Source organism: Nonomuraea mangrovi (genome assembly GCF_042681425.1).
GTDB lineage: Bacteria > Actinomycetota > Actinomycetes > Streptosporangiales > Streptosporangiaceae > Nonomuraea > Nonomuraea mangrovi.
The window spans coordinates 762165-782597 of the sequence record NZ_JBHUFV010000003.1 but is presented as its reverse complement, the minus strand read 5'-3'; the positions used below and the strand labels follow the sequence as shown (position 1 = coordinate 782597).

General features: G+C 70.9%; 18 protein-coding genes. 9 read left to right on the top strand and 9 right to left on the bottom strand.

Features of this window, described 5'->3' with window-relative positions; genetic code table 11:
• Position 1 precedes the first annotated feature (1 nt).
• Positions 2 to 574: a TetR/AcrR family transcriptional regulator gene (locus ACFSKW_RS03820; protein ID WP_379569124.1), complete on the top strand. Its 573-nt coding sequence runs from the start codon at positions 2 to 4 to the stop codon at positions 572 to 574.
• A gap of 73 nt (positions 575 to 647) precedes the next feature.
• Complete coding sequence (gene add, locus ACFSKW_RS03815) at positions 648 to 1658, top strand: adenosine deaminase (protein WP_379569122.1); 1011 nt, start codon at positions 648 to 650, stop codon at positions 1656 to 1658.
• 52 nt (positions 1659 to 1710) lie between these two features.
• On the opposite strand, the gene ACFSKW_RS03810 is transcribed toward add, so the two are convergent.
• From ACFSKW_RS03810 to tkt, 7 genes are all read right to left on the bottom strand, one after another.
• The gene (locus ACFSKW_RS03810; RefSeq protein WP_379569120.1) at positions 1711 to 2925 is read right to left on the bottom strand and encodes a S8 family peptidase; all 1215 of its coding nucleotides are present in this window, start codon (positions 2923 to 2925) and stop codon (positions 1711 to 1713) included.
• Between the two features lie 123 nt (positions 2926 to 3048).
• Entirely contained in the window at positions 3049 to 3825 is a 777-nt protein-coding gene (pgl, locus tag ACFSKW_RS03805) for a 6-phosphogluconolactonase (protein WP_379569118.1), read from the bottom strand.
• Between the two features lie 159 nt (positions 3826 to 3984).
• A complete protein-coding gene (opcA, locus tag ACFSKW_RS03800) occupies positions 3985 to 4896 on the bottom strand; it encodes a glucose-6-phosphate dehydrogenase assembly protein OpcA (RefSeq protein WP_379569116.1) in 912 nt (303 codons plus the stop codon).
• Between the two features lie 67 nt (positions 4897 to 4963).
• Complete coding sequence (gene zwf, locus ACFSKW_RS03795; protein WP_379569114.1) at positions 4964 to 6565, bottom strand: glucose-6-phosphate dehydrogenase; 1602 nt, start codon at positions 6563 to 6565, stop codon at positions 4964 to 4966.
• Between the two features lies 1 nt (position 6566).
• Positions 6567 to 8171 carry a glucose-6-phosphate isomerase gene (locus tag ACFSKW_RS03790; protein ID WP_379569112.1) on the bottom strand — a complete coding sequence of 535 codons (1605 nt, stop codon included), beginning with the start codon at positions 8169 to 8171 and terminating at the stop codon, positions 6567 to 6569.
• 2 nt (positions 8172 to 8173) lie between these two features.
• The gene (gene tal / locus ACFSKW_RS03785; RefSeq protein WP_379569110.1) at positions 8174 to 9265 is read right to left on the bottom strand and encodes a transaldolase; all 1092 of its coding nucleotides are present in this window, start codon (positions 9263 to 9265) and stop codon (positions 8174 to 8176) included.
• Between the two features lie 3 nt (positions 9266 to 9268).
• A complete protein-coding gene (gene tkt, locus ACFSKW_RS03780) occupies positions 9269 to 11362 on the bottom strand; it encodes a transketolase (RefSeq protein WP_379569109.1) in 2094 nt (697 codons plus the stop codon).
• Positions 11363 to 11600: 238 nt separating this feature from the next.
• Here tkt and ACFSKW_RS03775 point away from each other — a divergent pair, with 238 nt between their 5' ends.
• Both ACFSKW_RS03775 and ACFSKW_RS03770 read left to right on the top strand, forming a co-directional pair.
• The gene (locus ACFSKW_RS03775; protein ID WP_379569107.1) at positions 11601 to 12554 is read left to right on the top strand and encodes a heme o synthase; all 954 of its coding nucleotides are present in this window, start codon (positions 11601 to 11603) and stop codon (positions 12552 to 12554) included.
• 53 nt (positions 12555 to 12607) lie between these two features.
• Positions 12608 to 13825 carry a PrsW family intramembrane metalloprotease gene (locus ACFSKW_RS03770; protein WP_379569105.1) on the top strand — a complete coding sequence of 406 codons (1218 nt, stop codon included), beginning with the start codon at positions 12608 to 12610 and terminating at the stop codon, positions 13823 to 13825.
• Here the strand turns inward: ACFSKW_RS03770 and ACFSKW_RS03765 are convergent.
• Both ACFSKW_RS03765 and ACFSKW_RS03760 read right to left on the bottom strand, forming a co-directional pair.
• Entirely contained in the window at positions 13810 to 14550 is a 741-nt protein-coding gene (locus ACFSKW_RS03765; protein WP_379569104.1) for a SanA/YdcF family protein, read from the bottom strand. The genes ACFSKW_RS03770 and ACFSKW_RS03765 overlap by 16 nt on opposite strands.
• Positions 14551 to 14622: 72 nt before the next feature.
• Positions 14623 to 15561 carry a COX15/CtaA family protein gene (locus ACFSKW_RS03760; protein WP_379569102.1) on the bottom strand — a complete coding sequence of 313 codons (939 nt, stop codon included), beginning with the start codon at positions 15559 to 15561 and terminating at the stop codon, positions 14623 to 14625.
• A gap of 140 nt (positions 15562 to 15701) precedes the next feature.
• Here ACFSKW_RS03760 and ACFSKW_RS03755 point away from each other — a divergent pair, with 140 nt between their 5' ends.
• Genes ACFSKW_RS03755 through ACFSKW_RS03735 form a run of 5 tightly spaced genes read left to right on the top strand, consistent with a single transcriptional unit; the run spans position 15702 to position 20362 of the window.
• The gene (locus tag ACFSKW_RS03755; protein ID WP_379569100.1) at positions 15702 to 16841 is read left to right on the top strand and encodes an NAD(P)/FAD-dependent oxidoreductase; all 1140 of its coding nucleotides are present in this window, start codon (positions 15702 to 15704) and stop codon (positions 16839 to 16841) included.
• Entirely contained in the window at positions 16838 to 17080 is a 243-nt protein-coding gene (locus ACFSKW_RS03750) for a (2Fe-2S)-binding protein (protein ID WP_379569098.1), read from the top strand. The genes ACFSKW_RS03755 and ACFSKW_RS03750 overlap by 4 nt, the downstream gene beginning before the upstream one ends.
• Positions 17077 to 18450, top strand: coding sequence for an FAD/NAD(P)-dependent oxidoreductase (locus tag ACFSKW_RS03745; RefSeq protein WP_379569096.1), 1374 nt, complete (start codon positions 17077 to 17079; stop codon positions 18448 to 18450). Before ACFSKW_RS03750 ends, ACFSKW_RS03745 begins: the two co-directional genes overlap by 4 nt.
• Complete coding sequence (locus ACFSKW_RS03740) at positions 18434 to 19327, top strand: dihydrodipicolinate synthase family protein (protein ID WP_379569094.1); 894 nt, start codon at positions 18434 to 18436, stop codon at positions 19325 to 19327. Before ACFSKW_RS03745 ends, ACFSKW_RS03740 begins: the two co-directional genes overlap by 17 nt.
• 33 nt (positions 19328 to 19360) lie before the next feature.
• Positions 19361 to 20362: a proline racemase family protein gene (locus ACFSKW_RS03735; RefSeq protein ID WP_379569092.1), complete on the top strand. Its 1002-nt coding sequence runs from the start codon at positions 19361 to 19363 to the stop codon at positions 20360 to 20362.
• Positions 20363 to 20433 lie beyond the last annotated feature (71 nt).

The following is a 20433-nucleotide window of genomic DNA, read 5'->3' as shown; positions in this document are numbered from 1 at the left end:
CGTGCCATCACTGGATCCCGGCAGGGAGAAGGCCATTCTCGACGCCACCTTCGACCTGCTGTCGGAGATGGGCTACGACCGGATGTCCGTCGACCAGATCGCCAAGCGCGCCAAGGCCAGCAAGGCGACCATCTACCGGCGCTGGGCGGGCAAGCCCGAGCTCGTCGTCGACGTCATCTGCCGCCGCTTCGACATGGACGTGCCGCCGGTTCCCGACACAGGATCGCTGCGCGGCGACCTCGTCGAGGTCGTCAGGGGCCTGTCGGCGGCGGCCGAGCGCAAGCACGGGCTCATCATGGGGCTGTCGTCCACACTCGTCTCCCACCAGGAGCTGGCCAGAACGCTGCGCGAGCACATGCCGGTGCGCGACCTGGCCGGCACCTCGCTGCTGATCGAGCGGGCGGCGGCGCGGGGGGAACTTCCCGCGACTGTCGAGGCGGGACGGCTGTTCGAGATCGTGGAGGCGCTCGTCTGGCACCGTCTGATCTTCATCGGGCCGCCGCTCGACGACGCCTTCGCCGCCGAGGCGGTCGACGGCGTGCTGCTTCCCCTCACCCGCGCGTGGGCAGGCTGAACCTTACGAGTTGTTGTCAGATTCGCGCCCAAAGCCTTTCTGGCAGCGGGAGCGCATGCCTAGGGTCGTCGACATGACGATCGACGACTTCATCGACCGCCTTCCCAAGGTCGAACTCCACGTGCACCTGGTCGGCTCCGCCTCGGTGCCCACCGTGCTCGAACTGTCCCGCCGCCATCCCGACAGCGGCGTGCCCACTGGTGAGGAGGAGCTGCGGGCCTTCTACACCTTCCGCGACTTCCCGCACTTCGCCGAGGTCTACCAGGCGGTCAACGCCCTGGTGCGCGAGCCTGAGGACGTCGCGTCGCTGGTGGTGGGACTGGCCCGCGACCTCGCACCGCAGAACTGCCGCTACGTCGAACTACAGGTCACGCCGTACGCGCACTGGGTCCGCGGGCTGCCGATGCGCGCGGTCACCGAGGCGCTCGACGTGGCCGCGCGCCGGTCGCTCGACGAGCACGGCGTCGAGATGGCCTACATCTTCGACATCCCCGGCGAGTACGGGACCGAGGCGGCCCGTGTCACGCTGGACCACGCGCTCAACGAACCTCCCGCCGCGTTGGTAGGTTTCGGCATCGGCGGGATCGAGCAGGAGCGGCCCGCCTACCGGGACGCCTACCGTGACGCCTTCACCGCCGCCCGCGCGGCCGGACTGCACAGCGTCCCGCACGGTGGCGAGATGTCCGGGCCCGAGACGGTGTGGGAGGTCATCGAGGGCTACGGCGCCGAGCGGATCGGGCACGGCATCAACTCCCTCGACGATCCCCGCCTGGTCGCCCACCTGAGGGAGACGCAGCTGCCGCTCGACGTCTGCCCGACCTCCAACGTCTGCACGGGACAGGTGAAGCGGATCGAGGATCACCCGCTGCCGCGCATGCTGGAGGAGGGGCTGTTCGTCACGCTCAACAGCGACGACCCGCCGATGTTCGCCACGACGCTGGCCGCGGAGTACCGCGTCGCCGCCCACGTGTTCGGGATGGGGCAGGCGCAGCTCGCGCAGTTCGCCCGCAATGCCGTACAGGCCTCCTACCTGGGGCAGGACGGCAAGCGGGCACTGCTGGCGGAGATCGACGCCCTGGCCTGACACCCGGGCGCCCCGCGGACAGGGGCGCGTCCGCGGGGCTGGGACCGCGGGGCTACAGTCCCGGGATGTAGAGCAGGCGGTTGGGCGAGCCGCTGCCGGGACTCTTGACGACGCCGGTCGTGGCGTTGTTCACGATCGCGTCGCGCACCTGCTGGGGAGTGGCTCCCGTGTGGCCCTGCAGGTAGAGGGCGGCGGCGCCGGTGACGTGCGGGGTGGACATCGAGGTGCCACTGATCGTGCTCGAGGCGGTGTCCGAATCCTTCCACGCCGAGGTGATGTTGTAGCCGGGCGCGAACAGGTCCACGCACGTGCCGCGGTTGCCCCACGACGGCTTGGTGTCGGAGCTGTTGGTGATCGATACGGTGATCGCCTCAGGGACGCGGGCGGGTGACTGGGTGCAGGCGTCCAGCGCGAACAGTCCGAACAGGCCGTTGCCCGCCGCGATGGCGTAGGAGACGCCCGAGGCGATGGAGTTCTTGACCGCGGTGTCGAGCACGGCGTCGGCGCTGCCCCCGAGGCTCATGTTGGCGACGGCGGGCTTGACGGCGTTCGCGGTGACCCAGTCGATGCCGGCCACGACCTGGTCGGTGGTGCCCGAGCCCTCGCAGTTGAGGACCCGGACGCCGACCAGCGTCACACCCTTGGCCACGCCGTAGGAGGAGCCGCCGGTCGTCCCTGCCACGTGAGTGCCGTGGCCGTGGCAGTCGTTGCCGTTCTGGCCGTCGCCGATCGCGTCGAAGCCGATCGAGGCCCGGCCGCCGAAGTCGCTGTGGGTGGGCCTGATGCCGGTGTCGATGATGTAGGCGCGCACGCCCGCACCGGTCGGCCCGTAGGTGTAGGAGGCGTTGAGCGGAAGGTTGCGCTGGTCGATGCGGTCCAGGCCCCACGAGGGCGGGTTCGGCTGGGTGTCGGAGGCCCGGTGCACCACCACCTGCTGCACGTACTCGACCGACGGGTCGGCGGCCAGGCGCTTGGCCTGCCGCTCACTGGCGTGGACGGCGAAGCCGCGCAGCGCGTGCCGGTACTCCCTGAACGTGGTGCCGCCGTGTTTGGCGGTCAGGTCGGTGGCGGCCCTCGACACCTCGGGCCTGTTCCTCAGGACCACGATGTAGGTGCCGGGAACGAGGTTCTCTGGCTCCGCGCTGGGGGTGACCAGCTTGCCCGAAGGCTCGGGGTCGGCGAGGGCGGGAGCGGAGCCGGCGAGTACGGCGGCGGCCGCGGCGATGACCGCGGCCCAGCGACGTAAGGCCACGTTGCGTAAGACCATGGGGGGCGTTCCCTTCGTAGGTCGATGACCATGAAGGTAAAAAACACGCCCGGGGCTGACAAGACCTAAAATTTAGTGTCAAATCCGCTTATGGCCCGGTGGTTGTGGCGACGACGCCCCGCTTCACGGCGAGGCGATCCTGCCCAGTCCCGGCGGGATCTTCGCCGCCGAGGCCCTGTCGAGCAGGAAGAGCGTGCGCTGCCGCCCCCTGGCGCCGGCGGCCGGCACCTGCATCCGACCCGAGTCCTCCGACAGCGCCAGCCGTACGGCCCCGGCCTTCTCCTCGCCCGCGGCCACCACCCACACCTCGCGCGAGGCCTGAAGGGTGGGGAAGGTCATCGAGATGCGCACCGGCGGCGGCTTCGGCGATCCGTGCACGGCCACCACGGGACGGGTGTCGTAGACGGCGGGGTTGCCGGGGAACAGCGAGGCCACGTGGGAGTCGGGCCCCATGCCGAGCAGCATCACGTCGAACGAGGGGACGGGCCCGTGGTCCTCGGGACGCGCGGCCTTGCGCAGCTCCTGCGCGTAGGCGTCGGCCGACTCCTCGGCCGTCATGCCGGAATCGGGCCCCCGCATGACGTGGACGCGCTCGGGGTCGAGGTCGACGTGGTCGAGCAGCGCCTCGCGGGCCCCGGTCTCGTTGCGCTCCTTGTCTCCGGAGGGCAGGAAGCGCTCGTCACCCCACCAGATGTCCAGCTTGCGCCAGTCGACCGCGTCACGCGCGGGCGTCTCGGCGATCGCGGCCAGGGTGGCGATGCCGACCGTGCCACCGGTCAGCACCAGCGACGCCGAACCCCTCGCCGACTGCACGTCGACCAGGCGGGTGATGATCCGCGCGGCGACGGCTTTGGCCAGCACGTCGGCGTCGCGATGCACGACTACGTTGGGAACGCTCACGATCACACCCTATCGAGCGGCGACCTGTCGGCTCGCGTCCGCCTCTCGGGCGCGCGGCCGGGATCGCGCCCCTGCCCGCGGCTTCGGAACGAGAGCGGCGTGGAGGTCGACGGCCGAAGGTCCCCGGTTCAGTCGAACCGGGGACCTTCGGACGGGAGCTCAGGACTTGTGCGAGCGAGCCAGCCGCTTCAGCGCCACCTCGTAGATCTCGTCGGAGTCGAGCCTTCGCAACTCCTCGGCCAGCAGCTCCGAGGTGGTACGGCGGGCGAGCGCCACGTGCCGGTCAGGCTGTCCCGGACGCGACAGGGTGGCCAGGCGGGCGTCGCTACGGGTGACCGCGATCTCGCCGCCGTCGAGCGACAGCCGTACCGCGGTCAGGCCGGGCCCGGTGGACTCGGCCACCTTCACCGGAGCGCCCAGCCGCTCCGACAGCCACGCCGCCATCAGCGGCGCGCTGGGGTTGCCGGCGGCCGCGTCGACGAAGCCCTTCTTGACCTTGCCCACCGGCTGGTCGAACGCCGCGGCCAGCAGGCTGCGCCACGGCGTCAGCCTCGCCCACGCCAGATCGGTGTCGCCGGGAGCGTAGCCCTTGGCCCTGCCGGCCAGCGCCTTGACGCCGTCGTGGGCGGACTTGGCGTCGGTGATCCTGCGCTGGGCCAGCGACCCGACCGCGTCCTGCGCGGGCATGGCGGGCGCCTCGCCCGGCCACCACGCCACCACGGGGGTGTCGGGCAGCAGCAGCGGGCTGACCACCGAGTCGGCGTGGTCGGTCAGCTCGCCGTACAGGCGCAGCACGACGACCTCGCCGGGCGTGGCCTCGCCGACGCGCAGTTCCGCGTCGAGCCTGTTGGCCTCGTCGGTCTCCCGCTTGATCACCACGAGGATCCGCGAAGGGTGCTCGCGGGCGGCCTCGGTGGCGGCGCGGACCGAGTCGTACTGGTCACGCTCGTCGCAGACCACCACCAGCGTCAGCACCATGCCGATCGCGGGAGCGCCCATCTGGTGGCGCAGACGGGTGAGCTGGCTGGAGATCTTGCCGGCGGTCGTGTCCGTCAACATGAAGGAAGTCATGAGCCCTCCTTCGTCGGTCCGATGACTTCCGAAGTGCTGTGTTCGATGGTTCTCTCGCTGTGCTCGTTCACAGTCGCCTCCACACGCGGCCGTCGCGGGCCATCATCTCATCGGCCGACGGCGGGCCCCACGTGCCCGCGGGGTACTCCTCGGGCTGCCCCTGGGTGGCCCAGAACTCCTCGATCGGGTCGAGGATGTTCCACGACAGCTCGACCTCGCGCTGGTGCGGGAACAGCGGCGGATCGCCGATCATCACATCCAGCAGCAGCCGCTCGTACGCTTCGGGCGACGACTCCATGAACGACTCGCCGTAGGCGAAGTCCATCGACACGTCCCGCACTTCCATCGCGGTGCCCGGCACCTTCGAGCCGAACCGCACCGTGATGCCCTCGTCCGGCTGCACCCTGATGACCAGGGCGTTGTGGCCGAGGATCTCGGTGTCGTCCTTGCTGAAGGGCAGGTGGGGCGCCTTCTGGAAGACCACCGCCACCTCGGTGACGCGGCGGCCGAGCCGCTTGCCTGTGCGCAGGTAGAACGGCACACCCGCCCAGCGCCTGTTGGCGATCTCCAGCTTGATGGCCGCGTAGGTCTCGGTCGTGGAGGTGGGCGGGATGCCCTCCTCCTCCAGGTACCCGACCACCTTCTCGCCGCCCTGCCAGCCGGCCGCGTACTGCCCGCGGGCGGTGTAGAGCGACAGGTCGGAGGGCAGCCGCACCGCCTTGAGCACCTTCTCCTTCTCCCTGCGCAGCGCGTTGGCGTCGAAGGAGGTGGGATCCTCCATCGCGACCAGCGCCAGCAACTGGAGCAGGTGGTTCTGGATCACGTCGCGGGCCGCGCCGATGCCGTCGTAGTAGCCCGCTCGCCCCGCCAGGCCGATGTCCTCGGCCATGGTGATCTGCACGTGGTCGACGTAGCCGCGGTTCCAGATCGGCTCGTAGAGGTTGTTGGCGAACCTCAGCGCCATGATGTTCTGGACCGTCTCCTTGCCCAGGTAGTGGTCGATCCTGAAGATCGAGCTCTCCGGGAAGGCCTCGTTGGTGATCTTGTTCAGCTCGTGCGCGCTCTTCAGGTCGTGCCCGAACGGCTTCTCGATCACCACGCGGCGCCACGAACCCTCGGGCGCGTCGGCCAGGCCGGTGCGCTTGAGCTGCTTGACCACGGTGGGGAAGAACTTCGGCGGCACCGACAGGTAGAACGCGTAGTTGCCGCCGGTGCCCCTGGTCTGGTCGATCTCCTTCAACGCCATCGCCAGCGCGTCGAAGGCGCCGTCGTCGGAGAACTCGCCAGGCACGAAGTGGATGCCCTCGGCCAGCTGCTTCCAGACCTCCTCGCGGAAGGGCGTGCGCGCGTGCTCCTTCACCGCGTCATGCGTGAGCTGCGCGAAATCCTGGTTGGCCCAGTCGCGGCGGGCGAACCCGACGAGTGAGAAACCAGGCGGCAGCAGCCCCCTGTTGCCCAGGTCGTAGATCGCCGGCAGCAACTTCCGCTTCGCCAGGTCACCGGTCACGCCGAAAAGTACCAGCACGCATGGGCCCGCCACCCTGGGCAGCCGCTTGTCCCGCGGGTCACGCAGCGGGTTGGCGGCGGCCGCCTCGATCGTGGTGGCCGTGCTCGCGGCGGCGGCCGCTGCGGTGACGGCCTCCTCCACGGGCGCTGCCGGATCCGTCATCTCAGACCTCCTGTGCGGCTGCGAGCAGGTGCGCGATCCCCGCTACGCGGTCGGTCAAATGCAGTCGTATGGCGGGCCGCCCTCGCTCGGTGAGCGCCCGCTGATCACCCAGCGCCTGGGCGAGCTGCAGCTCGCCGAGGGTGTAGGGCTTTCCAGGAACCTGGACGTCGGCCGTCACGGCACCGGTGATCTGCAGGAACACCCCGTTGGCCGGCCCGCCCTTGTGATATTGCCCCGTCGAGTGCAGGAAGCGCGGCCCCCAGCCGAAGGTCACCGGCCGCTCGGTCCGTACGGCCAGCAGCGCCCGCAGCGTCTGGGCGTCGGCCGCCGTCCACGCCTCGGTCATCTGCTCGAAGTCGGCGTCCTTGGGCACGGGCGCGTCGAAGGCGGCCAGCCGGTCGAGGTAGGCCATGACCGCCAGGTAGCCGTCCCGCGGAACGGCGTGGAGCAGCTCGGTGAGCACGCCTGACAGGTCCTTGGCGTGGGTCTCGCCGTAGACCTCGACGGGCCCGTCCACCAGCGCGGGCTCGGCGGCGACCGGCGCCTGCTCCAGCACGCGGGCGGTGTTGTCCTTGGCCCCGGCCACGTCGGGCTGGTCGAAGGGGTTGACGCCGAGCACGAGCCCGGTCAGGGCCGTGGCGTACTCCCACACGAGGAACTGCGCGCCGAGCGACCCGTCCACCCTGACGTCGCCGTCGTCGGACTCGATGGCGACCACCAGTTCGTCGCGCGCGCCCGTCGGCTCGGCGGCGACGACGGGCAGGATGCCCTTGCCGTCCTTGCCTGTGGACTCGGCCACCAGCTGCTCGATCCAGTCGGGCAGGCCGTTGATCTCGCTGAGCTGGTCCTCCAGGATCAGCTTGTCACGTCCGGCGAGGGCGGCCCCGCCGAGCGCGGCGCCGAGCGCGAGCCCGGGGTTGCCCTCGGTCAGCCGCAGCAAGGGGAGCATCTCCTCGGCCTCGTCGAGCAGCTCCGAGACCTCCGCTCCGGCCAGCGCGCTCGGCACCAGGCCGAACGCCGACAGCGCGGAGTAGCGCCCCCCGACCTCGGGGTCGGCGAGGAAGATCGTGTAGCCGGCCTCGATCGCCGCCTGCTCCAGAGGAGAACCAGGGTCGGTGACGACCACGATCCGGTCGGAGGGGTCGATGCCCGCCGACCTGAAGGCCTCCTCGTAGATCCTGCGGTGGCTGTCGGTCTCGACGGTCGAGCCGCTCTTGCTGGCCACCACCACGACCGTGCGGTCGAGCCGGTCGTCGAGCGCCCGCCGTACCTGCTGGGGGTCGGTGGTGTCGAGCACGGTCAGCGGCACGTCGGCGGTGTTGCAGATGACCTCGGGCGCGAGCGAGGAGCCGCCCATGCCCGCCAGGACCACATGGTCGAGGCCTTCGGCGCGGACCCGCTCCACGAGCTTGTCGAGCTCGGGAAGCAGCTCGCGCGAGGTGCGCGGCAGGGTGAGCCACCCGAGGCGGACGGCCGCCTCGGGCTCGGCCGCCGCCCCCCACAGGGCGGCCTCGCCCGCCGCGAGGCGGGCGGGGGCGTCGGCCAGCCGCGCCGCGACGGAGGAGGCGGCCTCGGCCACCCCCTCCTCGCGGTAGGTCACGTCCATTCTCAGTGGGCCAGCTTCTTGGCGACGCTGTCGAGCAGGTCGTTCCACGAGGCCTCGAACTTGTCCACGCCCTCGTCCTCGAGCACCTTCACGACGTCGTCGTAGTCGATGCCGGCCTCCTTGAGCGCGGCCATGGTGTTCCACGCCTGCTCGTAGAAGGGACGGATGGTGTCGCCCGTGATGCGGCCGTGGTCGCCGGCGGCGTCGAGGGTCTTCTCCGGCATGGTGTTGACCGTGCCGGGAGCCACCAGCTCGTCGACGTACATGGTGTCGACGTAGTTGGGGTCCTTGACGCCCGTGGAGGCCCACAGCGGGCGCTGCGGGCGGGCGCCGGCGGCGCGCAGGCGCTGCCAGCGCTCGGAGTTCATGACCTCCTCGAAGGCGGCGTAGGCGAGGCGCGCGTTGGCGACGCCCGCCTTGCCCTTCAGCTCGGGCTTGCCCGCCTTGTCGAGACGCTTGTCGATCTCGGTGTCGACGCGGCTGACGAAGAACGAGGCCACCGACTCGATGGTCGCCAGGTTGAGGCCCTTGGCCTGCGCGGTCTCGAGACCGGCCAGCCAGGCGTCCATGACCTGACGGTAGCGCTCGAGCGAGAAGATCAGCGTGACGTTGACGCTGATGCCCTCGGAGATCGCCTGCGTGATCGCGGGCAGGCCCTCGACCGTCGCGGGGATCTTGATGAGCAGGTTCGGCCGGTCGACCGCCCACCACAGGAAGCGGGCCTCGGCGATCGTCTTCTCGGTCTCGCGCGCCAGGCGCGGGTCGACCTCGAGCGACACCCTGCCGTCCACGCCGTTCGTGGCGTCGTAGACCGGGCGCAGCACGTCGGCGCCCCAGCGGATGTCGTAGGTGGTGATGGCGCGGACGGCCTCGCCCACGTCGACCCCGCGCACGGCGAGGTCGTGCAGCTGGGCGTCATAGGCGTCGCCCTTGCTGAGCGCGTTGGCGAAGATCGTCGGGTTGGAGGTCACACCCACGACGTACTTCTCGCGGATCAGCTGCTCCAGGTTGCCGCTGCGCAGGCGCTCGCGGCTGATGTCATCGAGCCAGATGGAGACGCCCTGGTCGGTGAGCTTCTTCAGATTTTCCGACATGTCCTAATTTCCCGTCGTCTCGCCCTTGTCGTATCCCAGCTTGGCGAGGCTGGCCTTGGCCGCGGCCACGACCCGCTCGGCGGTCAGGCCGAACTGCTGGTACAACGTCCTGTACGGCGCCGATGCGCCGAAGTGTTCAAGACTGACCACCTCGCCCGCCTCTCCAACGAACTCCCGCCAGCCCAGCGCGATTCCCGCCTCGACGGCGACGCGGGCCTTGACCGTCGGCGGAAGCACCGTCTCCCGGTACGCGGAATCCTGCCCGTTGAACCACTCGACACACGGCATCGAGACCACGCGCGTCGGAATTCCCTCGGACTCCAGCAAGTCGCGCGCCGCGACGGCGATCTCGACCTCGCTGCCGGTCGCGATCAGCACCGCCTGCGGCTGCCGGGTGGAGGCCTCGCGCAGCACGTAGCCGCCCCTGGCGACGCCCTCGGCGCTGGTGCCCTCGAACACCGGCAGGTTCTGCCGGGTCAGGGCGAGCGCGGCGGGGCGGTCGGTGTGCTTCAGCACGGTCTTCCACGCCGCCGCGGTCTCGTTGGCGTCGGCGGGACGGACCACGTCGAGGCCGGGGATGGCGCGCAGTGCCCACAGGTGCTCGACCGGCTGGTGGGTGGGGCCGTCCTCGCCCAGGCCGATGGAGTCGTGCGTCCACACGTAGATGACGGGCAGCTGCATCAGCGCCGCCAGCCGTACGGCGGGCCGCATGTAGTCGGAGAACACCAGGAAGGTGCCGCCGTAGGGACGGGTGCCGCCGTGCAGCGCGATGCCGTTGAGGATGGCGCCCATGCCGTGCTCGCGGATGCCGAAGTGCAGCGTGCGACCGTAGGGGTTACCGGGGAACTCCCTGGTCTGGTACTCCTCCGGGATGAAGGAGGGCTCGCCCTTCATCGTGGTGTTGTTCGACTCGGCCAGGTCCGCCGAGCCGCCCCACAGCTCGGGCAACACCCCCGCCACCGAGCTGAGCACGTCGCCCGAGGCCTTGCGGGTGGAGATCGACGAGCCGATCTCGAAGCTCGGCAGCGCCTTGTACCAGCCGTTGGGCAGCTCGCGCTGGGAGATGCGGTCGAACTCTTCGGCGCGCTCGGGGTTGGCCAGGCGCCAGTCGGCGTAGGACTTCTCCCACTCGGCGTGGGCCGAGCGGCCGCGCTCGGCGATCTGGCGGGCGTGCTCCAGCACCTCGGCGGGAACGTTGAAGGACCTGGCGGGGTCCATGCCCATGATCGTCTTGGTGGCGGCGACCTCCTCGGCGCCGAGCGCGGCGCCGTGGGCCTTGCCGGTGTTCTGCTTGTTCGGCGCGGGCCAGCCGATGATCGTGCGCAGCCTGATGAAGGAGGGCCTGTCGGTCTCGGCGCGGGCGGCCTCGAGGGCGTCGTGCAGGGCCTTGACGTCCTCGACGTACTCGCCGGTCTTCGTCCAGTCGACGGTCTGGACGTGCCAGCCGTAGGCCTCGTAGCGCTTGACCACGTCCTCCGACAGGGCGATCGCGGTGTCGTCCTCGATGGAGATGTGGTTGGAGTCGAACAGCACGGTCAGGTTGCCGAGCTTCTGGTGGCCGGCCAGGGCGCTGACCTCGTGGCTGATGCCCTCCTCGATGTCACCTTCGGAGGCGATGCACCAGATGTGATGGTCGAACGGGCTGGCGCCAGGCTCGGCCTCCGGGTCGAACAGACCGCGCTCGCGGCGGGCCGCCATCGCCATGCCGACCGCGTTGCCGATGCCCTGGCCCAGCGGGCCCGTGGTGGTCTCCACGCCGACGGTGTGCCCGTGCTCGGGGTGGCCGGGGGTGCGGCTGCCCCAGCTGCGCAGGCGCTCGATGTCCTCGAGGGTGAGGCCGTAGCCCGACAGATAGAGCTGGATGTAGAGCGTCAGGCTGGAGTGGCCGCACGACAGCACGAAACGGTCACGACCCACCCACGTCGGGTCCGTGGGGTCGTGGCGCATGGTCCTCTGGAAGAGCAGGTATGCCGCGGGCGCCAGGCTCATCGCGGTGCCCGGGTGCCCGGAGCCCGCCTTCTCGACCGCGTCCATCGCCAGGGCTCGGACGACGTCGACCGCCTTCTTGTCGAGGTCGGTCCATTCAAAGGTGCTCAACTGCTCGATCTCCGGAATCTAGTTGTCATGGTGGTGCTGGTGGCTTTTCCCGCCCACACTGACCCTAACTGAGTGGACCTTGCCGGAGAGGACCAACCCGGCCCCCAGTGCCCCCATTGGCCGGACCGGCCCACCCTGCGACTACAGTTTGTTTGTTCGCAGGACGTCTGGTGCTCGGCGTCCACGGTTCCGCTCTCTTCAGAGGTTACGCGTTGACTCCGCACTCGCTGGAAGCGCCTTGACGGTGCTCACGAACAGGCAATCGCCGGCCGAGGCCGCGTCCCCCGCGGCGGCCGTCGCGCCGCGCTCCTTCGCCGCGGTCGTCAAGGCATACGTCGCGCTGACCAAGCCGCGGGTCATCGAGCTGCTCCTGATCACGACGCTGCCGGTCATGTTCCTGGCCGCGGGAGGCCTGCCGCCGCTGTGGAAGGCCCTGTCGGTCATGGTGTTCGGCACCCTGTCGGCGGGCAGCGCCAACGCGCTCAACTGCTACATCGACCGCGACATCGACGTGAAGATGCGGCGCACGCGCAAGCGGCCGCTGGCCAGGCACCAGGTCACCCCGCGTTCGGCGCTCGTCTTCGGAATCGTCCTCGGGACCCTGTCGGTCGCGGGCATGTGGATCACCACCAACCTGCTGGCGGCGGCGCTCAACCTGTCGGCGATCCTCTTCTACGTCTTCGTCTACTCGATGATCCTCAAGCGCCGCACGTCGCAGAACATCGTGTGGGGCGGCCTGGCGGGCTGCATGCCCGTCGTCATCGGCTGGTCCGGCATCACCGGCGGCCTGGAATGGACGCCGCTGGTCCTGTTCGGCGTCGTGTTCTTCTGGACGCCGCCGCACACCTGGACGCTGGCGATGCGTTACAAGGAGGACTACGCGGCCGCCTCGATCCCGATGCTGCCCGTCGTGGCCACCGAGCGCAGGGTCGTGCTGGAGTCCATCGCCTACACCTGGGCGACGGTGGCCTGCTCGCTGCTGCTGTGGCCGGTGGCGGACACCACGCTGCTCTACCCGATCGTCGCCGTCGTGCTCGGCGCCTTCTGCCTGGTGGAGATCTACCGGTTGCTGGGCAGGCTCAACGCCGGCAAGAGCGGCGTCGACCTGCGGCCCATGCGTTTCTTCCACTGGTCCAACGCCTACCTCGCGCTGCTGTTCCTCGCGGTCGCGATCGATCCGCTGCTGGCCTGACCTGCTCTCGAAGTGGGAAGGACAGCGCTATGGCGATCCGTTACATTCACCGTATGAAGACCCGTGATCCACGCTGGGTGTTCAAGGACCGCCCGTCGTTCGCGTTGATCGCGGGTCTGGTGCTGGCGGGCATCTGCGCCCTGGTGTCGTTCTCCTTCGACGTGCTCAACGGGGCGCCCGTGCAGTTCCTCGTCGCCCTCGTCCTGGCGATGGCGCCGGTGCCGCTGCTGCTGGCGGCCGTGCTCGCGCTCGACCGGATGGAGCCGGAGCCGCGCAGCAACCTGATCTTCGCCTACGCCTGGGGCGCCGGCATCGCGGTGCTGGTGGCCGGCGTGGTCAACTCGCTCAACCTGCACTACATCACCGACACCGTCGGCCTGTCGGCGGCCAGCGCGCGCAACATCGCCGCGACCTTCGGCGCGCCCGTGGTCGAGGAGACGATGAAGGGCCTGGTGCTGCTCGGCCTGCTCAGGTTCAGGCGCGCCGAGCTCGACGGGCCCACCGACGGCGTCATCTACGCCAGCATGGTCGGGCTCGGCTTCGCCATGACGGAGAACGTCAGCTACTACATCGCCGCCCAGGACCAGCTGGGCGTGCAGGGACTGGCCGTGACGGTCGTGCTGCGCGGGATCCTGTCGCCGTTCGCGCACCCGCTGTTCACCTCGATGACGGGCGTGGCCGTCGCCTACGCCGCAAGGCGCACGGGCTCCGACCGGGCCCTGGTCATCCTCGCGGGCTGGATCGGCGCGATGCTGCTGCACGGCATGTGGAACGGCCTGGCCTCCTACGGCGGCTTCGCGGGCCTGGTGATCGCCTACCTGGTGCTGCTGGCGGTGCTGTTCGTCCTGATCGGCGTGGTCATCCGCGACCGGCGGCGCATCGTGGCCCTCCTGCAGCGCTACCTGCCGCCCTACGAGCCGACCAGGCTGGTCGACGCGGCCGACATCTACATGCTGTCGGCGCTGTCGCGACGCAGGCAGGCCAGGCAGTGGGCCAAGGCGCACGGCGGCAAGGCGGGATTGCGGGCGATGAGCGACTACCAGCTGGCCGCCACCGAGCTGGGGCTGCTGCACGAGCGGGCGGCCCGCCACATCGTCGACGACCAGACCTTCCACGAGGAGCAGCGGGCGCTGCTGGAGTGCATGAGCGCGGCCAGGGCCGGCTTTCCCGTGCCGGAGCGCCACGCCAGGGCCGCCGCCCGCGGCACCCCGCCGCCCGGTTACGCGCCGGGCGCCCCCGCGCCCTCCACCGACGGTCAGTGGCCGCTCTGAGCGCCTTGAGGCTCGCTTCGGGGACCGCGCGGCGAGAGGCTCTGCGCCTCGGTGAGTGAGGTCTCCTTCGGGCCTGGGAAGACCGGCTGGGCGCCGAGCACGACGTCGCCCAGCGCCTTGGCCGCGGCGAAGAACTCGCGGGCGGCGGAGGCGTAGGTGGTCACCGCCCACTGCTTGGTGGAGTCGTCGCCCACGCCGAACGTCTCCATGCCGGCTGTACGGCACAGCGTGACCGCGCGCGGCAGGTGGAAGACCTGCGTGACCACGGTGACGTCCCGCGCGCCGAAGACCTGGCGGGCGCGCACGCACGAGTCCCAGGTGTCGAAGCCCGCGTAGTCGCGGACGATGACGGTGTCGGGGACGCCTCTGACCAGCAGGTAGTCGCGCATGGCCGAGGGCTCGTCGTAGTCCTTGCGGCTGTTGTCGCCCGACAGCAGCAGCGCCCTGACCTTGCCCGCGCGGTAGAGCTCGGCGGCGATGTCGAGCCGCCTGGCCAGCATCGGGCTCGGGTGTCCCGCGTACAGCCCCGCGCCGAGGACGAGGGCGGTGCCGGAGGAGGGGACCTCCTCCAGCCAGCCGGGTGTGTCCGCCACCACCCTGCGGTCGTCGCTGCCCAGCCATGCCCAGGTCAGCGGGGCGATCGCCAGAACGCTCAGCGCCACGGCCGCCTGGTAGGTGCGGCGCAGCGCCGTACGGGAAACCCGGAAGGAACGGGCAAAAAGCATGAACACGCACCTTCCGCCGGTGGGGGAGTGGCGGACCAATCGTGCCATATGCCCCACCGCGGGGGTGGGCGATCAGTGGGGGAGGGGGACCGGCGCCGCGGGGGCGGCGGCGGGCAGCTCCTCGCGGACCCTGAGGCTGGTCGCCACGCGCAGGGCGCCGATCCACACCAGCGTCGAGCCGAGCACGTGCAGGCCGACCAGGAAGGCGGGGACGGCGAGGAAGTACTGGATGTAGCCGATCGCGCCCTGGGCCAGCTCGATCAGCAGCAGCGTCAGCGCCGCCCTGCGGGCGTGCTTCGGCGCGTCGCTGACGTGGAGCGCGAACAGCAGGGCGAAGGTGAGGCCGACGACGACGTAGACGATGTCGGCGTGCAGCCTGGCCACGGTCTCGATGTCGAAGTCGAAACGGCTGGCCAGCGCGTCGCCCGAGTGAGGACCCGTGCCCGTGACCACGACGCCGGCGACCAGGAGCACGGCCACGGCCGCCACCAGCACGTGGCCGAGCCTGCGGATGTCGCGGTGGACGACGCGCCTGGCAGGGGCGTCGCCCTCGCGGGAGCGGGCGTACAGCGCCCAGCAGCCCGCGATCAGCCCGATGGAGATGAGGAAGTGGACGCTGACCGTCACCGGGTTGAGCATCGTGCGCACCACCAGGCCGCCCCACAGCGCCTGGGCGAGGACGCCCGCGGGCTGCAGCCACGCCAGGCGCACCAGGTCGGTACGGCGAGGCCGCAGCCGCCACGCGGTCAGCAGGCACATCGCGCCCACCGCGAGCACCGCGAAGGTGAGCAGGCGGTTGCCGAACTCCACCGACATGTTGACCCAGCTGTGCTCGGGGTGCGCGACGGGGATGAAACTGTCCGGTGTGCACCTGGGCCAGGTCGGGCAGCCGAGCCCCGATCCCGTGACCCTCACGGCCACACCCGTGACGGTGATGCCGGCGTTGGCGATGACACCGAGCAGGGCCCACAGGGACATCGAGCGAGCGGTCGGCGGCCACAAGGATTTCACGTCATCGATGGTATGGGGCGGGGTGCGCGGTCCCTCCACCGAGACCACCCTCGCAGGTGAGGGTAGTGATCCACGACTGGCCGGGCTGGACGGCACGGCTGACTATGTGACATATTACTGGCCGGAGGTGAGAGCGGACGATGTCCGACGTGATCGTCATCGGCGCCGGGGTCGTCGGCGCCGCGTGCGCCTACTACGCGGCCGCCGCGGGCATGGACGTGACCGTCCTGGACCGTGGCCCCGTGGCGGGCGGCACCACAGGCGCGGGCGAGGGCAACGTGCTGGTCTCCGACAAGGAGCCGGGACCCGAGCTCGACCTGGCGCTGCTGTCCAACCGCCTGTGGCGGGAGCTGGCAGGGCACGGCGGGTTCGAGTTCGAGGCCAAGGGCGGCCTCGTCGTCGCCGAGACCGAGGAGATCCAGCGCCAGTTGGTCGCGCTGGCGGGCAAGCAGGGCGTGGAGTACACCGTCGTGCCCCCTGGAGGGCTGCACGACTACGAGCCGCACCTGGCCGCGGGCCTCGCGGGAGGCGTCTTCTACCCGCAGGACGCCCAGGTGCAGCCCATGCTGGCCGCCGCTCAGCTCATCAGGCACGGTGCCGACAGCTTCGGCCACGGAACGCTCCGCCTGCGGACGGGCGTCACCGTCACCGGCTTCCTGCGCGAAGACGGCGAGGGCGGCAGGGTCACGGGCGTGCGCACCGACCATGGCGACATCATCGGCGGCGCCGTCGTCAACGCGGCGGGCACCTGGGGAGGGGAGATCGCCGCCATGGCGGGCGTCGACCTGCCGATCCTGCCCAGGCGCGGCTTCATCCTCGTCACCGAGCCCCTGTCCGAGCCGCTGATCAGGCACAAGGTCTACACCGCCGCCTACGTGACGAACGTCGCGAGCGACTCTGCCGACCTGGAGACCTCCGCGGTGGTCGAGGGCACCCCCGCGGGCAGCGTGCTCATCGGGGCCAGCAGGGAACGCGTCGGCTTCGACCGCACCACCTCGATCCCCGTGCTGCGCAGGCTCGCCGCCCAGGCGACCGCGCTGTTCCCCGTGCTCAGGGACAAACACGTGATCAGGTCCTACTGCGGCTTCAGGCCGTACTGTCCCGACCATCTGCCCGTCATCGGCCAGGACCCGCGCGTGCCAGGACTGCTGCACGCCTGCGGTCACGAGGGCGCCGGCATCGGCCTGGCGCCCGCCACCGGCCATCTGCTCGCCCAGCTGCTGGCCGGGCAGGACACCGACCTCGACCTCGCCCCGTTCGCCCCAGGGAGGTTCGCGTGAGCTTCGAGATCACCGTGGACGGCAGGCGGGTGACGGTCACCCCCGGCCAGTCCGTCGGCGCCGCCCTGCACGCGGCGGGGGTCACCTCGTGGCGCACCACCAGGCACGGCGGCAGGCCCCGCGGCCTGTTCTGCGGGATCGGGGTGTGCTTCGACTGCCTCGTCACCGTCAACGGGCGCGACTCCCAGCGGGCCTGCCTGGTCGAGGCCATGCCAGGAGACGAGGTGACGACCTCGTGACGCGCGAAACGAGCTACGACGTCGTGGTGATCGGCGGCGGCCCCGCGGGCGTCGCCGGCGCGCTCAGCGCGGCCCAGACCGGCGCGCGCGTGGCACTGGTCGACGCGGGCCCGCGCCTGGGCGGCCAGTACTTCCGCCACCAGGCCGGCGGCCGCCCGTCGGGCCAGGGCGCCGACCGGTTCGCACGGCAGTGCCACGCCCTGCGATCCAGGGCGGAGGTCCTGCTCGGCCACAAGGTGTGGGCCGTCGAGCAGGACGAGGACGGGTCGTTCACCATCCACTGCGTGGAAGGGCGGGACGAGCGGGCCGTCACCCTCACCGGCCGCGCCCTGCTCATCGCCACCGGCGCGCACGACAGGCCGCTGCCCTTCCCCGGCTGGGACCTGCCGGGCGTGTTCACAGCCGGCGGCGCCCAGGCCCTGCTCAAGGGCAACGGCGTGCCTGCCGGGCGGCGGGTGGTCGTCTCCGGCACCGGGCCCTTCCTGCTGCCCGTCGCCACAGGGCTGGCCAAGGCGGGCGTCTCCGTCGCGGGGGTCTTCGAGGCCAACGGCATGTTCGGTCTGGCCAGGCACCCGCTGCTCGCCGCGGGGAAGGCGGGCGAGGCCATGGGGTACGGCGCCGCGCTGGCCGCGCACCGCGTGCCGTACAGGACTCATCACGCGGTGGTGGCCGCGCACGGCACCACCGCGGTCACGCACGTGACCGTCGCCCGCCTCGACCCCGAGTGGCGGATCCTGTCGACGCGCACGGTGGAGTGCGACGCGGTCGCGGCGGGCTACGGCTTCGTCCCGCAGATCGAGCTCGCCGTCCAGTTGGGCTGCGCCACGGGTCACTCGCCCGACGGCAGCGCGGTCGTGGCGGTCGACAAGGCCCAGCGCACCACCGTCGCCCGCGTCTACGCGGCAGGAGAGCCGACAGGAGTCGGCGGCGCCGCCCTGTCGGAGCTGGAGGGCCGCGTCGCCGGGCTCACCATCGCCCACGATCTCGCCTATCCGGGCGGTTCCACGGACCACCTGCCAGGGGTGCTGCTGAGACGCGCCGAACGCCTGCGGGCCTTCGCCGACGCGCTCCAGCGGGCCTATCCCGTCCGGCCCGGCTGGCAGGACTGGCTGGCCGACGACACCCTGATCTGCCGCTGCGAGGAGGTGCCCATGGCCAGGGTCCGCGAGGCCCTGGCGCTGGGCGCGACCGACGCGCGCTCGGTCAAGCTGCTCGCCCGCCCAGGAATGGGCTGGTGCCAGGGCCGGATGTGCGGCTACGCCGTCTCCTGCCTGTCGGGCGAGCCGACCACCCAAGCCCCCCGCCGCCCCATCGCCCAGCCGATCACCCTCGGCTGTCTTGAGAGGATTGAAGATGAGCAACCGCGTTGAGCCGTGGCACGGGATCATGGTCGCCACGGCCCTGCCGCTGCGCGAGGACCTGTCGGTGGACTTCGAAGGGTTCGCCGAGCACTGCCGATGGCTGGTGGAGCAGGGCTGTGACGGTGTGGCCGTCAACGGCTCGCTCGGCGAGTACCAGACGCTCTCCGCCGAGGAACGTGCCAAGACCGTCGAGACCGCGGTGAAGGCCATCGGCGGGCGCAACGTGATGCCGGGCATCGCCGCGTACGGCGCGGCCGAGTCGCGTCGCTGGGCCGAGCAGGCGCGCGACGCCGGCTGCGAGAGCGTCATGCTGCTGCCGCCCAACGCCTACCGGGCCGACGAGCGGATCGTGATCGACCACTACACGGAGGTCGCCAAGGCGGGCCTGCCGATCGTCGCCTACAACAACCCCTACGACACCAAGGTCGACCTCACGCCCGCGGTGCTGGCGAGGCTGTTCGACGAGGGCCTGATCGTGGGCGTCAAGGAGTTCACCGGCGACGTGCGGCGCGCCTACGAGATCGCCGAACTCGCCCCGGGTCTCGACGTGCTCATCGGCTCCGACGACGTGGTGGTGGAGCTGGCGCTCGCGGGCGCGAAGGGATGGGTCGCCGGATACCCCAACGCGCTGCCGGCCGCCAGCGTCGCCCTCTACCGCGCCGCCATGGCGCACGACCTGGAGACCGCGCTGCCGCTCTACCGGCAGCTGCACCCGCTGCTGCGCTGGGACTCCAAGACCGAGTTCGTCCAGGCCATCAAGCTGTCGATGGACGTGGCCGGTCGCCATGGCGGCCCCTGCAGGGCCCCCAGGCTGCCGCTGACCGACGAGCAGGCGGAGGTCGTCAGAGCCGCGACCGAGAAGGCGCTGGCCGAGGGCCTGAGGTGAGAGGGGCCGCACGATGAGAGAGGCTGGACGACCATGAGATCCAAGCGCGTCTTCCACGCCGTCGACTCCCACACCGAGGGCATGCCGACCAGGGTCGTCGTCGGCGGTGTCGGCGTGATCCCCGGCAACAGCATGGCCGAGCGGCGCCTGTACTTCCGCGAGCACTTCGACCACATCAAGCAGCTGCTCATGAACGAGCCGCGCGGCCACTCGGCGATGAGCGGGGCCATCCTGCAGCCGCCCACCAGACCCGACGCGGACTGGGGCGTGCTGTTCATCGAGGTCTCCGGCTACCTGCCCATGTGCGGCCACGGCACGATCGGCGTGGCCACCGTGCTGGTGGAGACGGGGATGGTGGAGGTCGTCGAGCCGGTGACCACCGTCCGCCTCGAGGTGCCCGCCGGTCTGGTCGTCGTGGACGTGGCGGTGAAGGACGGCGCCGCCGAGTCGGTGACGCTGCGCAACGTGCCCGCCTACAGCGACAGGCTGGACGCGGTGGTGGAGGTGCCGGGATTCGGCGAGGTCCGCTACGACCTGGCCTACGGCGGCAACTTCTACGCCATCGTGGACCTCGACTCCTACAAGCTGCCCTTCGACAGGGCCGCGAAGAACGAGATCCTGGCGGCGGGGCTGGCCACGATGGCGGCCATCAACGAGGCGGACGAGCCGGTGCACCGCGAGGACGACCGGATCAGAGGCTGCCACCACGTCTACTTCGCGGCGCCCGGGTCGACGGCCCGGCACTCCAGGCACGCGATGGCGATCTACCCCGGGTGGTTCGACAGGTCGCCGTGCGGGACGGGCACCAGCGCCAGGATGGCCCAGCTGCACGCCAGGGGCGAGCTGGCGATGGACACCGACTTCGTCAACGAGTCGTTCATCGGCACCCGCTTCGTGGGGCGCCTGGTGGAGGAGACGACCGTCGGCGGGGCGCCGGCCGTGGTGCCGACCATCACGGGCAGGGCGTGGGTGACCGGGACCGCGCAGTACTTTCTCGACCCTCGTGACCCGTTCCCCGAGGGCTTCATCCTCTGACGCGCCTGAGGGCCGCGCCGCTCCCCGTGGAGGGAGCGGGCGGACCCGCGCGACAGCGCACAGCCCGGCGG